This is a genomic window from Bradyrhizobium sp. UFLA05-89, from assembly GCF_059803475.1.
This window is the reverse complement of record NZ_JBANBA010000022.1, coordinates 18,754-31,620: the sequence shown is the minus strand read 5'-3', so window position 1 is coordinate 31,620 and position 12,867 is coordinate 18,754. Positions and strand designations below refer to the sequence as shown.

The 12,867-nt window shown below is 63.6% G+C and carries 12 protein-coding genes; 4 read left to right on the top strand and 8 right to left on the bottom strand.

Features of this window, described 5'->3' with window-relative positions:
• Positions 1–379 precede the first annotated feature (379 nt).
• Both SO139_RS14375 and trxB read right to left on the bottom strand, forming a co-directional pair.
• On the bottom strand, positions 380–1,303 hold the full coding sequence (locus SO139_RS14375; protein ID WP_449377453.1) for a LysR family transcriptional regulator: 924 nt from the start codon (positions 1,301–1,303) through the stop codon (positions 380–382).
• 5 nt (positions 1,304–1,308) lie between these two features.
• On the bottom strand, positions 1,309–2,274 hold the full coding sequence (gene trxB, locus SO139_RS14370) for a thioredoxin-disulfide reductase (RefSeq protein ID WP_498540178.1): 966 nt from the start codon (positions 2,272–2,274) through the stop codon (positions 1,309–1,311).
• Positions 2,275–2,544: 270 nt separating this feature from the next.
• On the opposite strand from trxB, the gene SO139_RS14365 reads away from it, so the two are divergent.
• The gene (locus tag SO139_RS14365) at positions 2,545–3,024 is read left to right on the top strand and encodes an Lrp/AsnC family transcriptional regulator (protein ID WP_027525216.1); all 480 of its coding nucleotides are present in this window, start codon (positions 2,545–2,547) and stop codon (positions 3,022–3,024) included.
• Between the two features lie 8 nt (positions 3,025–3,032).
• Here the strand turns inward: SO139_RS14365 and SO139_RS14360 are convergent, their stop codons facing one another.
• The 4 genes from SO139_RS14360 to SO139_RS14345 form a co-directional block, all read right to left on the bottom strand.
• Complete coding sequence (locus SO139_RS14360; protein ID WP_449377451.1) at positions 3,033–3,431, bottom strand: DoxX family protein; 399 nt, start codon at positions 3,429–3,431, stop codon at positions 3,033–3,035.
• Positions 3,432–3,578: 147 nt separating this feature from the next.
• Positions 3,579–4,052 carry a transcription elongation factor GreA gene (gene greA / locus SO139_RS14355; protein ID WP_027525218.1) on the bottom strand — a complete coding sequence of 158 codons (474 nt, stop codon included), beginning with the start codon at positions 4,050–4,052 and terminating at the stop codon, positions 3,579–3,581.
• Positions 4,053–4,260: 208 nt separating this feature from the next.
• Positions 4,261–7,725, bottom strand: coding sequence for a carbamoyl-phosphate synthase large subunit (carB, locus tag SO139_RS14350; RefSeq protein ID WP_498540177.1), 3,465 nt, complete (start codon positions 7,723–7,725; stop codon positions 4,261–4,263).
• 140 nt (positions 7,726–7,865) lie between these two features.
• On the bottom strand, positions 7,866–9,035 hold the full coding sequence (locus tag SO139_RS14345) for an MFS transporter (RefSeq protein WP_498540176.1): 1,170 nt from the start codon (positions 9,033–9,035) through the stop codon (positions 7,866–7,868).
• Positions 9,036–9,157: 122 nt separating this feature from the next.
• On the opposite strand from SO139_RS14345, the gene SO139_RS14340 reads away from it, so the two are divergent.
• Complete coding sequence (locus SO139_RS14340; protein WP_474798464.1) at positions 9,158–9,535, top strand: ArsR/SmtB family transcription factor; 378 nt, start codon at positions 9,158–9,160, stop codon at positions 9,533–9,535.
• Positions 9,536–9,891: 356 nt separating this feature from the next.
• On the opposite strand, the gene SO139_RS14335 is transcribed toward SO139_RS14340, so the two are convergent.
• Positions 9,892–10,596: a class I SAM-dependent methyltransferase gene (locus tag SO139_RS14335; RefSeq protein WP_474798466.1), complete on the bottom strand. Its 705-nt coding sequence runs from the start codon at positions 10,594–10,596 to the stop codon at positions 9,892–9,894.
• 114 nt (positions 10,597–10,710) lie between these two features.
• On the opposite strand from SO139_RS14335, the gene SO139_RS14330 reads away from it, so the two are divergent.
• Positions 10,711–11,241 (top strand): Dps family protein, encoded by a 531-nt coding sequence (locus tag SO139_RS14330; protein WP_449377446.1) that lies wholly within the window; start codon positions 10,711–10,713, stop codon positions 11,239–11,241.
• Between the two features lie 7 nt (positions 11,242–11,248).
• Here SO139_RS14330 and SO139_RS14325 read toward each other — a convergent pair whose 3' ends face one another.
• On the bottom strand, positions 11,249–12,025 hold the full coding sequence (locus tag SO139_RS14325; protein ID WP_474798468.1) for an outer membrane protein: 777 nt from the start codon (positions 12,023–12,025) through the stop codon (positions 11,249–11,251).
• 176 nt (positions 12,026–12,201) lie between these two features.
• Here SO139_RS14325 and SO139_RS14320 point away from each other — a divergent pair, with 176 nt between their 5' ends.
• A complete protein-coding gene (locus SO139_RS14320) occupies positions 12,202–12,858 on the top strand; it encodes an AraC-like ligand-binding domain-containing protein (protein WP_474798470.1) in 657 nt (218 codons plus the stop codon).
• Positions 12,859–12,867 lie beyond the last annotated feature (9 nt).

The following is a 12,867-nucleotide window of genomic DNA, read 5'->3' as shown; positions in this document are numbered from 1 at the left end:
TCGCGACGACGAGAAGGTCTAGCGCGCGCAAATATCCCTTGGCCCCGGGTGGGGGGCTTTTTTCGAGGCGATCGCCTTCGAGAGGATTGCGCACGAATTCGTGATCATGGTGCGCAAATGATGCGTGGGATATGTGGAACTGTCAATACACGCGGAAAGCGAAGACCAAATTGGCAGAAAAAAAGCCGGACCCGAAGGGCCCGGCTTAGGTATTGGCCACGTGAGGCCGACACAATCACCTTCCAAGAGGGATTACTGAACTCCCGCGCCACTGGAGGAGGGGGACAAATGCGCAACGCGAAGGCTCAGCGTGCAAACAGTATGGGCTTGCCGAGCGCCCTGCAGCAACAGCCGAGGTCGCATGTCAGTCATGCGGAAATCAGGACGGCCAGCGTTGCGCCTTGCTCACCACGAAGTCGCGGAACACCTGCACGCGCGCGACCGTCTTCAACTCCTCGGGATAGACGAAATACGTATCGAGTTGAATCGAGTCCGATTCGCCGAACAGCTGCACGAGACGGCTGTTTTCTTCGACGAGATAATCCGGCAGCGCCGCAATCCCGAGGCCCTGCTGACACGCGCGCACGAGACCGAGGATGTTGTTGACCTTGAAGTAAGCCTCGCGCGGGCCCGAACCGTTACGCGCAGCTTCGACAAGCCAGTTGCGGTTCTGCAAATGCGGGGCGAAGTTGCCGTCGCTGAGCGTGATGATGCGGTGGGAGTCGAGCTCCTCCAGCGTACGCGGCGTACCGAAGCGCTTGATGTATTCCGGCGAGCAATAGGCGTGGAAGCCCATCGCAAAAAGCTTGCGCTGGATGAGATCCGGCTGCGTCGGCTTGCGGGTGCGGATCGCAACGTCAGCCTCGCGCATCGACAGGTCGAGCTCCTCGTCGGTGACGATCAGGGAGATGCGGATCTCCGGATAGAGCGAGGTGAACTCACCGAGCCGCGGGATCAGCCAGTTGATGCCGACGCCGGGCGTGGTCGTGATCTTGAGGTCGCCGCTCGGCCGCTCGCGGCTGTCGGTCAGTTTCGCGCGCGCCGCCTGGAGCTGCATGAACACGTCATGCGCGGTGCGGAACAACAGGTCGCCCTGCTCGGTGAGGATCAGGCCGCGGGCATGGCGGTGGAAGAGCGAGACCGAGAGCTCCTGCTCCAGCGCCGAGACCTGGCGTGACACCGCCGACTGCGACAGGCCGAGCTGCTCGCCCGCATGCGTGAAGCTGCCCGCTTCCGCTGCCGCGTGAAAGACCTTCAGCTTGTCCCAGTCCATATCGGTAAATCCGTCGCGTGTTCGAGGCATGGTCGTTATTCCGCTGCCGCGCGCTCGCTGGCGCGCAGGGCCAAGAAACGTTCGGCTTCGAGTGCGGCCATGCAGCCGAGGCCTGCGGCCGTGACGGCCTGGCGATAGGTTTCATCGGCGACGTCGCCGGCCGCGAACAGGCCGGGCACCGAGGTGGCGGTCGAGTTCGGGGCGACCTCGACATAGCCCGACGGTTTGAGTTTCACCTGGCCCTTCACGAGCTCGGTCGCCGGCGCGTGGCCGATGGCGATGAAGATGCCGTCGGCCTTCAGTTCCGTGAGCGCGCCGGTCTTGACGTTCTTCAGACGGACATGCGTGACCTTGTTCGGGTTCTCGGTGCCGCAGATCTCGTCGACAGCCGAGTCCCAGACCACCTTGATCTTCGGGTGCTTGAACAGACGCTCCTGCAGGATGCGCTCGGCGCGGAAGTGGTCGCGACGATGCACGATGGTGACCTGCGAGGCATGGTTGGTCAGGTACAACGCTTCCTCGACCGCGGTATTGCCGCCGCCGACGACCACGACTTCCTTGCCGCGGTAGAAGAAGCCGTCGCAGGTGGCGCAGGCCGACACGCCGCCGCCCTGGAATTTCCCTTCGGAGGGCAGCCCGAGCCAGCGCGCTTGCGCGCCTGTGGCGAGGATCACGGTGTCGGCGAGGTAGACGTCGCCGCTGTCGCAGGTAAGGCGGAACGGCTGCTGCGCGGTTTCCAGCTTGGTGACCAGGTCGGTGACGATCCTGGTGCCGACATGGACCGCCTGCTTCTCCATCTGCTCCATCAACCAGGGCCCCTGGATCACGTCGGCAAAGCCGGGATAGTTCTCGACGTCGGTCGTGATGGTGAGCTGGCCGCCCGGCTGGATGCCCTGGATCAGGATCGGCTCAAGCATCGCACGCGCGGCGTAGATCGCCGCGGTGTAGCCGGCGGGGCCGGAGCCGATGATGACGACCTTGGCATGGATGGGCGCGCGCATGTGGACCGGTGCCTCTCTCTTGGGGGAGTTGCAGCGCGGGCGCGGATAGTGCCTGGGAAGGCGCCGCGGAGGCGCTGAAATGTCAGTACTAATCTAAGCCTTCTGGCGAGCTATGCAAGAATTGCAGCCCATGTCGGCGGATTTTTCCCCCCGGGAACAAAAGATCGTTGCGCTGCACGCGCAATAAAATTGCGCATCTCGGTGGGACTGGGTATGAGGATTGCGACGAACCCACCCGATACCGCAGACAAGGCCAGGAGTTCCAATCACGTGTCGCGGAACCTAGACGAGATCGATCTCAAAATTCTCGCCGAAATCCAGGCCGACGGTCGAATCACCAATGTCGAACTGGCCAAGCGTGTCGGCATTTCGCCGCCGCCCTGCCTGCGGCGTGTCCGGGCGCTCGAGGAGGAGGGCTATATCCACGGCTATCGCGGGCTGCTCGATTCGCGAAAGCTCGGCTTCGACGTGACGGTGTTCGCTGCGGTTCATTTGTCGAGCCAGGCGGAGGCGGACTTGCGCGCCTTCGAGCAGTTCGTGCGCGCCGAACCGCTGGTGCGCGAATGCTGGATGCTGTCGGGCGAGGTCGATTTCATCCTGAAATGCGTCGCGCCGGACATGGCGACGTTCCAGGATTTCGTCACGCATCTCACCGCGGCTCCGCATGTGCGCAACGTCCGGACCTCATTGGTGCTGCACAATTCGAAATACGAAGCCGCCGTGCCGCTGGAGGTGAAGGGGCGGCGCTGAAGCGAGACTCATCCTCGCCGCATCGCATCCACGCTGATCGGACCGCCGCCGGCTGACGCAAGATAAAGGCAGGCAAAGCAGAACAGGATCGCCAGCGTCCCCTCATTGACGAGCGGGAAGAAGCTGTGCGGCAGATGCTCGATGAAATAGGCGAACGCCATCTCGCCCGACAGAATGAAGGCGACGAGGCGTGTGAAGAGGCCCAGCATCAACAGCCCGCCGAACACCAGTTCGATCATGCCGGCGATGCCCCAGAGCGACAGCGGCGTGACGTCGGCGAACATCTCGACGGGCGGAAACTTGAACAGTTTTGCCACGCCGAACTGGAACAGCAGAAGTCCGGTGATGAAGCGGAACAGGCTGAGCAGATAGGGCTGGCTCTGCGCGGCGATACGATCGACGTCCATCGTGTCCTCCCTTGATGCAGCCAAGAGAGCATGACGGAGGACGTCATCGTTCACAATCGCGGCCGTTCACAATCGCATAACGAGCGCGAGACAAAAAAGCCGCGCTGGCCGCGCGGCTTTTGCATTCGGTATCTATCGCGGCACGGGTTACCGCCACTCGACCTTGGTGATCTCGTAGGCCTTGGCGCCGCCTGGCGTGTTGACCTCGACGGAGGCGCCCTTCTTCTTGCCGATCAGCGCGCGGGCGAGCGGTGAGGTGATGGAGATGCGGCCCTTCTTGGCATCAGCCTCGACCTCGCCGACGATCTGCCACACCGTCTTCTTCTCGGTGTCCTCGTCGACCAACGTCACGGTGGCGCCAAACTTGATGGTATCGCCGGACAGTTTGGAGATGTCGATGATGTCGGCGCGCGCGAGCTTGTCCTCGAGCTCGGCGATGCGGCCCTCATTATGGGACTGCTCTTCCTTCGCGGCATGATATTCCGCGTTCTCCGACAGGTCTCCGTGTGAGCGCGCCTCGGCGATATGCTCGATGATCCGCGGACGATCCACGGACTGGCGATGCTTCAATTCTTCTCCGAGCGCGGCAAATCCGGCCGAAGTCATCGGAACCTTTTCCATCTCTTCTCTCGTCCTTCGGCCCCGCGCCCCCAAAAAAAGTGAGGCGCAGCAACCTTGATTCGTCGGTGATCCCGGGGCTGAACATGCGGCCACCGGAACGTTATGTGGGGCTGGCGCCGGAACAGAACAACCACATGGCCGGACAGTTCCTCCGGTCATTGTAGCTTCATTGCCAATCACTTAGCGAGGGTCTCGCCCCCGCTAACGATCAGGTTTCCGAAAAGTAGCTCTGCAGGGTACGAACCTCAAGGTCCCCGCCCAGATAAGCGCGGATGCCCTGCGCGGCCGCCACGGCCCCGGAAAGAGTGGTGTAATACGGCACTTTATGCAAGAGGGCCGCGCGCCGCAGCGAGCGGCTGTCGGCCAGCGCCTGCGGACCTTCCGTCGTGTTGAAGACCAGCTGGATGTCGCCATTGGTGATGGCGTCGACGATGTGCGGCCGGCCCTCCAGCACCTTGTTCACCTTCTCGGTCGGAATGCCCTGGTCGGCCAGGAAGCGCTGCGTGCCCGACGTCGCCAGCACCTTGAAGCCGACGGACTGCAACAGCCGCACCGCCTCTGCGATGCGGTTCTTGTCGCTGTCGCGCACCGAGACGAACACCGTGCCCTTGCGTGGCACGCGGGTGCCGCCGCCGAGCTGGCTCTTGGCGAACGCGACCTCGAAGGAGCGGTCGATGCCCATGACCTCGCCGGTCGAGCGCATCTCAGGGCCGAGCACCGTGTCGACGCCGGGGAAGCGCGCAAAGGGGAAGACCGACTCCTTGACGCCGACGTGCTTGAGCTGGGCCTTCTTCAGGTTGAAGTCGGCGAGCTTCTCGCCGGCCATGATGCGAGCGGCAATCTTGGCGACCGGCGTGCCGATCACCTTGGCGACGAACGGCACCGTGCGCGAGGCGCGCGGATTGACCTCGAGCACGTAGATCTCGCCGTCCTTGATGGCGTATTGCACGTTCATCAGGCCGACGACGTCGAGGCCGAGCGCGAGCTCGCGGGTCTGTCGCTTCAGCTCTTCGATCATCTTCGCATCGAGCGAGTAGGGCGGCAGCGTGCAGGCGGAGTCGCCGGAGTGGATGCCGGCTTCCTCGATGTGCTCCATGATGCCGACGATGAAGACGTCCTTGCCGTCGCAAAGGCAGTCGACATCGACCTCGGTGGCGTCGGAGAGGTAGCGGTCGAACAGCAGCGGGTTCTTGCCGAGCACGGTGTTGATCTGCCCGGTCTTGTCGTTCGGGTAGCGCGCCTTGACATCGGACGGCACGAGCTCGGGCAGCGTGCCGAGCAGATAGTCGTTGAGCTGGTTCTCCTCGCGGATGATCTGCATCGCGCGGCCGCCGAGCACGTACGACGGACGCACCACCAGCGGCAGCCCGAGATCGGCGGAGACGAGCCGCGCCTGCTCGACCGAATAGGCAATGCCGTTCTTCGGCTGCTTGAGACGAAGCTTGTCGAGCACGCGCTTGAAGCGGTCGCGGTCCTCGGCGAGATCGATGGCGTCGGGCGAGGTGCCGAGGATCGGCACTTCGGCGGCCTCCAGCGCACGCGCGAGCTTCAGCGGGGTCTGGCCGCCGAACTGCACGATCACGCCATGCAGCGTTCCCTTGCTGCGCTCGGTCGCAATGATCTCAAGCACGTCTTCGGCCGTAAGCGGCTCGAAATACAGCCGGTCGGCGGTGTCGTAGTCGGTCGACACCGTCTCCGGATTGCAGTTGACCATGATGGATTCGTAGCCGGCGTCATGCAGCGCGAAGCAGGCGTGACAGCAGCAGTAGTCGAACTCGATGCCCTGGCCGATGCGATTCGGGCCGCCGCCGAGGATGATGACCTTCTTGCGATCCGACGGCTCGCTTTCGTCCGCAACTGCGCCCGCGAACGGCGCCTCGTAGGTCGAATACATATAGGCGGTGGGCGAGGCGAACTCGGCGGCGCAGGTGTCGATGCGCTTGAACACCGGGCGGACGCCGAGCGCGTGGCGCTTTGCCGTAACGTCGGCTTCCGTGCTCTCCGAGAGCACCGCGAGTCGCGCGTCCGAGAAGCCCATGGCCTTCAGCGTGCGCATGCCGAAGGCATTTTGCGGCAGGCCGTTCTTGCGAACCTTGTCCTCCATGTCGACGATGCAGCGCATCTCGGCGAGGAACCAGGGGTCGATCTTGCAGGAGTTGAAGATCTCGTCGTTGGACCAGCCGAGCCGCATCGCCTGCGCGACCTGGAGCAGCCGGTTCGGCGTCGGCGTGCCGAGTGCGGCGCGGATTGCGTTCTTGTCGTCGCCCTGGCCGAGCCCTTCGATCTCGATCTCGTCGAGGCCGGTCAGCCCGGTCTCGAGCCCGCGCAGCGCCTTTTGCAGGCTTTCCTGGAAGGTGCGGCCGATCGCCATGACCTCGCCGACCGACTTCATCGAGGTCGTCAGCGTGTGGGAGGCGCCGGGGAATTTCTCGAAGGCGAAACGTGGGATCTTGGTCACGACGTAGTCGATGGTCGGCTCGAACGAGGCCGGCGTCGCGCCGCCGGTGATGTCGTTGGTGATCTCGTCCAGCGTGTAGCCGATCGCGAGCTTGGCTGCGACCTTGGCGATCGGGAAGCCCGTCGCCTTCGACGCCAACGCCGAAGAACGAGAAACACGCGGGTTCATCTCGATCACGACCATGCGGCCGTCGGCCGGGTTGATGCCGAACTGAACGTTCGAGCCGCCGGTCTCGACCCCGATCTCGCGCAGCACCGCCAGCGAGGCGTCGCGCATGATCTGGTATTCCTTGTCGGTCAGCGTCAGCGCCGGCGCCACCGTGATGGAGTCGCCGGTGTGCACGCCCATCGGATCGAAATTCTCGATCGAGCAGACGATGATGCAATTGTCCTTCTTGTCGCGCACCACCTCCATCTCGAACTCTTTCCAGCCGAGAACGGATTCCTCGATCAGGACCTCGTTGGTGGGGGACGCATCGAGGCCGCGCTCGATGATGTCGAGGAACTCTTCCTTGTTGTAGGCGATGCCGCCGCCGGTGCCGCCCAGCGTAAAGGAGGGCCGGATGATCGCGGGCAGTCCGATCTCGGACAGCGCCATCATCGCCTGGCCCAGCGCGTATTCCTGGTAGCGCTTGCGACGCTCGTTCTCGCCGAGCGTCCACTGCTGGTCGAGTTGTTCCAGCGCTGCGCCGGACAGCTTCTCGCGCTCGGCGAGATACTTGTCGCGGAAGGACTTCTTCAGCTCGGAGGCGTTGGCAAGCCGCGACTTCGGTGTCTGGAGCCCGATCTTCTCCATGGCATTGCGGAATAGCTGGCGATCCTCGGCCTTGTCGATGGCGTCAGCAGTCGCGCCGATCATCTCGATGTCGAACTTGTCGAGCGTGCCCTGCCGGCGCAGCGAGAGCGCGCAGTTCAGCGCGGTCTGGCCGCCCATGGTCGGCAGCAGCGCGAAGCCGCCGGGAATGACGTGACGTTCCTTCTCGATGATTTTTGCAACGATCTCAGGCGTGATCGGCTCGATATAGGTCGCATCGGCCAATTCCGGGTCGGTCATGATGGTGGCCGGATTGGAATTGACGAGGACGATGCGGTAGCCCTCTTCCTTCAGCGTCTTGCAGGCTTGGGTACCGGAATAGTCGAACTCGCAGGCCTGGCCAATCACGATGGGACCGGCGCCGATGATCAGGATGGTCGAGATGTCGGTTCGTTTGGGCATCACCGCTCGCGGGCTGGAATTTAGGCACAAAAAAAGGGCGCGCTGGTCGCGCGTCCCCTGAGCCGAGAGCGCGGGTTTCCCTCGCGCGCGGGTGGGTCTTAGACCAGTTTTCGGGGCGGCGAAACCCCGAAAAATGCCCATCAACCGGCAATTTTCACGGGTTTTGGCCGGGCCTGCCAACCCCGGGCGAGATGCACCAGAAGCGATGCCGCAACGCTCGATCCGCCGACCCAGCCGAGATCGGTCGGCGAGAGTGCCGCGAGCACCGCCCCGCCCAAGGCACCACCAATGGCGAAGCCGAGATACATGGCGGACGCGTTGAGCGAGAGCGCGATCATGGAGGCCTGCGGCTCGATCCGGATGATGCTGGCAACCTGCGCCGGGTAGAACGCCCAGCCCGAAATGCCCCAGAGGAAGATCGCGCCGAGCACCGCATAATGCGCCTGGTCCGGCATCAGCTTCAGCACCACCGAATGCAGGATCAGCGCCGTCGCCATGCCCGCGAGCCCGAGCGCTGCAGTGGTCAGCGTGCCGAGCCGGTCTGCTAGGATGCCGCCGAGCATGTTCCCGATCGCGGCCGCCCCGCCGAAAATCAGCAGCGCAAGGCTGATTTGCGACGCATCGAAGCCGAGGCCGCGCAACGGGACTGCGAAATAGGTGAACACGGTGAAGCCGCCGAGCGCCCATAAAATCGTGATCAGAAGGGCGATCAAGACATTGCTGTGACGCGCCACCGCCAGCCGATCGGCCAGCGAAGCCGTGTTTCGCGGCAGGCCCCGCGGCAGGCCGAACAGCAGGCCTGCAAGCGCGATGGCGCCGAGCAGGGCGACCATCGCAAAGGTCGCGCGCCAGCCGAACAGGCTGCCGATGAAATTGCCGAGGGGGACACCGACGACGGTCGCGACCGTGAGGCCCGAGGTGACGAGCGCGACCGCGCGTCCGCGGCGCTCAGGAGAGGCAACTGCGACAGAAACGCCGAGCGCGGTGGGCATGCAAAGGCCGGCGCCGAGCGCCATCAGCATCCGCGAGGCCAGCAGCGACGGGAAGCCGGTGGCGACCACCGCCAGCAGATTGCCGGCAATGAAGGTCGAGAGCGCCAGCGTCAGCACGGTGCGGCGGTCGATATTGTTCAAAGTCACCGCCAGGATCGGCGATCCCACGGCATAGGTAAGGGCGTACACGGTGACCAACTGCCCGGCCGCCGATACCGAGATCGACAGGTCCGTCGCGATGGTCGGCAAAAGTCCCGCAATAACAAAAGCTTCCGTCCCGATCGCAAACGCGGCAAGCGCCAGCCAGAAGATGCTCATGTCCCGATCTTCCTATTCTCAGTCCTAAGTTCAATGTTTATTGAACTATTCGCTGCCCCAATTCCGTTGTCAATTGGTTCAAGAACTATTGAGCAAATCGGCCGCATGGTTATAATCTTGCCATGAGCCGCACGCCCTTGCATCCCACGCGCGAGCAGATCGAACTGCCGATGGTTCTCGATTGCTTGAGCGATCCGATCCGGCTGGCGATCGTCTACCAGCTCGCACAGCAGGAACGTGTCAGCAGCGAACTGCGCTGCGGCGACTTCAGCGGCCTCGGGGCCAAGTCGAATCTCGCCTATCACTTCGCCAAGCTGCGTGAATGCGGGCTGATGCAGACCCGTGTGGTGGGGACCAGCCGATTCATGCGGCTGCGCCGCGAGGATCTGGCAGCGCGTTTCCCGGGCCTGCTCGATGCCGTGATCAACTCGGCCGCCAAGGATGCCGATCGGCTGCAGCTGCTCTCTGCGTGCGAAGTGGTCGACGCGGACCAAAATTGAGCCGATCGCGCGAGAGCGCCCAATTTGCCCGACGAGTCAAAGCCTTCGCAAAATCCAGCGAGGCATCGCTCGGCAGTCGCCGGCTACTGTGCATGGGGTTGTTTTCGAGATTTTGAGTTTGGCACGGTCCGTCGAAGCGTGCCCGCCTTCGCCCTTCGGGCTTCGTCGAGGCAACCTTCGCTACGATGGGGCTTGCCGAGCCGAAGCTGGCCGAGCCAGCGAAGGCTGGAGACCCGGCCTGGATTTGAACCAGGATAAAGAGCGATGCACCGCCCTCGCGTTGACGCTTCCGCCACCGGGCCGACCTGATCATTACCGATCGTAGTCGGGCAGGCCACCTCCACTCCTTGTTAACCCTAACTGCGTGCAAAGGGTGGGCGCGCGATGAAGGTCATGCGCCAACGGTTGTGACCGATATTGGCGTGCGCGCGCTGCACGGAAAACCCCGCCGCCGTAAGCTTGGCGGTGATCTCGTCCTCGCTGTAGCGCTGGAGTCCAATGCGCGAGCGCAGGTGGCGGTAGTCGGACAGCGCGGTCGAGACCAGTCCGACCAGGGCATCCTTCAGAAAGCCGTGGCGCGCGCCAAAGCTCAGCAGGGCTAGCACGTCTCTGAACATGCCGACCTCGGGCTGCAGGATATCGCCGAGCACCAGCTTGCCTGAAGGTTTCAGGAGCCGGCGGATCACAGAGAGCGCGGAGTCCAGCTCCGCCGGCGTCATGTATTGGACGACCGAGTTCATCACCACGAGGTCGATTGACTGCTCGGCCATCTTGCGCACGTCTTCAAGCGAGCGGACACGGATCTTGGTGTTCGGCGCAAAGCGCGCGATCAGCCGGCCACGCACGCCCGGCGCGGGCTCCGCCAGGATCAGCTTGCCGCAGGCATTCGCGACCTCGCTCGCCGACAGAGCCTCGCCGCAGGCATAGTCCAGCACCGTCGCGTCGGGCGAGGAGATATAGCCGATGATGTCCCGCGCGATGATCTGGAAGTGCAAATCGCGATGCAGCTTGCTGACATAGATCGTGTGCGTGGAGTCGTAGTAGTCGATCCAATCGTCCATGGTCTTCGAAGGTCCCGGCAAAGCGGTTCCCGGGGCAGGAACCGGCGCTGCTCGCCTGCGTTAGGGGTGCGACGACACGTCGTCAATGTCCGCGTCCTAACAGGAAGGTCTCCCGTGAGCAAAAAGCCAGATAACCACAAGATCTCATCCGATCTCGACACCCCGACCGATTTGGCATCCGCCTCGGTCGACAAGGTTTCGGAAGCGCTCAACGTGCTGCTTGCCGATGCCTTCGCGCTGTACCTGAAGACCAAGAATTTCCACTGGCACATCAGCGGCCGCCACTTCCGCGATTATCACCTGATGCTGGACGAGCAGTCGGATGCGATCTTCGCCACCACCGACCAACTCGCCGAGCGCGTCCGCAAGATCGGCGGCGCCACGCTGAAGTCGATCGGCCAGGTCGCCAAGCTCAAGACCATCAAGGACAACGACGAGGATTACGTCCCGCCCCGCGAGATGCTGCGCGAGCTGATGCAGGACAACAAGCACGTCGCAGCCGCCATGCGCAAAGCCCACGAGGTGTGCGACGAAGCCGGCGACGTCGCAAGCGCGAGCTTGCTCGAAGTCTTCATCGATGAGACCGAGCGCCGCACCTGGTTCCTGTTCGAGGCGAGCCGTCAGGAGGGCAGCAACGCGGCGTAAACCCCCGCTACGGCCCTAACGGACCGAAGCGGTAGTTGACGCCGAACATCGCGGTGTCGATCCGGCGGGTCAGCTGGATCGGCGTCGTGAAGCCAGTCGCCGCTCCGGTACCTTGCAGAGTGGGCGTCGTCGATCCGAAATCCAGATAGTTATACTCGGCGAACAGTGACCAGTTCGGCGCGAGCAGGTATTCGATCCCGCCTCCCGCCGTCCAGCTGGCGTGCGATCCGGCCCCCGCATATGGACTGGTGATGCCCATCCCGTTAACGGCATAGTCGACGGTCGATTGCGTCCAGGCGGCGCCGCCCTTGGCATAGATCAGGAGTTGCGGCTGAATGGCGTAGCCGATGCGTGCGGTCGCCGTTGCGAACCACGACATTCGCGAGCTGAGATCGTAGACATTGGGAAATAGCGGATGAGCCGGTCCGGGGACGAACTGATGGCTGCCTTTCAGGTCGGCGGCGTCGTACAGGCCCTGAACGCCGAACACCCAGCCGCCCGCCTGATAATCGCAACCGACCTGGCCGCCGCCGAGCGCGCCGCTGGTGCGCTCGCTACCGAGGTCGAGCGGCGATGCAAGGTGCGGCCTTACGTCGGTGAAGCTCGTACGGCCGGAGCCGCCGCCGACATTGGCGCCGACATAACAACCGGTCCAGCGGTAGGCGACACCGGCAGGCGCCTTGGTCACCAGCGCCCCCGGCGGCAGATCGGCAGAAAATGCCTCGGCCTCAACGCCAATGACGCCGGCCAGAACCAGCGCTGCGACCATACGATTTGCAATCATGCCCACCCCTTTTCATCCGCAAATGGATGCATGTCCGACATTAGGGGCGCGAGTGCCGCTCAGCTTGGACTGTGCGGCCCTGACAATACGGACCAGACGGCAACCAACGGATTGTTCGAACCAAATTCGGTTGGCTGTCGACCCAACGGAACAACCATCGATCGCAGGAGAGGGATTTGACGAATCCGGTGCCGTTCCGGCCCGTCCACATTTCGACGCTGGAGTTTCCTCAGGACAAGCGCCTCGCGATGTGGCGCGAGATCTACGGGCGCAATATCGGCAATTTCGACATCGAGCCGATTGGCAATAGGCCGTTCCACGCCGACGTAACGTTTCATTCGTTGCCGGGCGTCGGAATCGCCGTTGGCTCGCGCTCTGCGGCGCATTACCAGGTCACACGGGCGCTGGCGGGCAGGGGCAGGGATAGCATCGTTCTCTCGATGCTGCGCGGCGGATCGGCCACCGTCACGCAGTTCGGCAAGGAGACGGCCATTGGGGTCGGCAGCGCCTGTCTGCTGACCTCAACTGATGCCTCGACAAGCACCCTGCACTACCGCGGCAGCTTCATCACATTGGCGCTGTCGCGGCCGCTGATCGCAGCGATCGTCCCGCATTTCTCGTCGACGTTGGGCCGATCCATTCCGGCCGGCAATGCCGCACTTCGGCTGCTGGGCCGATATGTCGAACTGCTGCAGGCCAGCGGCGATCTCGTGTCGCCGCAACTTGCCGACAGTGTGTCCGCCCACATCACGGACCTCGCAGCGCTCGCGATCGGCGCGGGGGGGATCGCGCGGACGCCGCAAGGCGACGCAGCGAGGAGGACGTCCGCTTGAGCGCGATCC

Bases quoted from the DNA above. Each gene is read 5' to 3' on its own strand.
- SO139_RS14375 (WP_449377453.1), bottom strand. From the start codon at position 1,303: ATGCCTCGAACACGCGACGGATTTACCGATATGGACTGGGACAAGCTG.
- trxB (WP_498540178.1), bottom strand. From the start codon at position 2,274: ATGCGCGCGCCCATCCATGCCAAGGTCGTCATCATCGGCTCCGGCCCC.
- SO139_RS14360 (WP_449377451.1), bottom strand. From the start codon at position 3,431: ATGGACGTCGATCGTATCGCCGCGCAGAGCCAGCCCTATCTGCTCAGC.
- greA (WP_027525218.1), bottom strand. From the start codon at position 4,052: ATGGAAAAGGTTCCGATGACTTCGGCCGGATTTGCCGCGCTCGGAGAA.
- carB (WP_498540177.1), bottom strand. From the start codon at position 7,725: ATGCCCAAACGAACCGACATCTCGACCATCCTGATCATCGGCGCCGGT.
- SO139_RS14345 (WP_498540176.1), bottom strand. From the start codon at position 9,035: ATGAGCATCTTCTGGCTGGCGCTTGCCGCGTTTGCGATCGGGACGGAA.
- SO139_RS14340 (WP_474798464.1), top strand. From the start codon at position 9,158: ATGAGCCGCACGCCCTTGCATCCCACGCGCGAGCAGATCGAACTGCCG.
- SO139_RS14335 (WP_474798466.1), bottom strand. From the start codon at position 10,596: ATGGACGATTGGATCGACTACTACGACTCCACGCACACGATCTATGTC.
- SO139_RS14325 (WP_474798468.1), bottom strand. From the start codon at position 12,025: ATGATTGCAAATCGTATGGTCGCAGCGCTGGTTCTGGCCGGCGTCATT.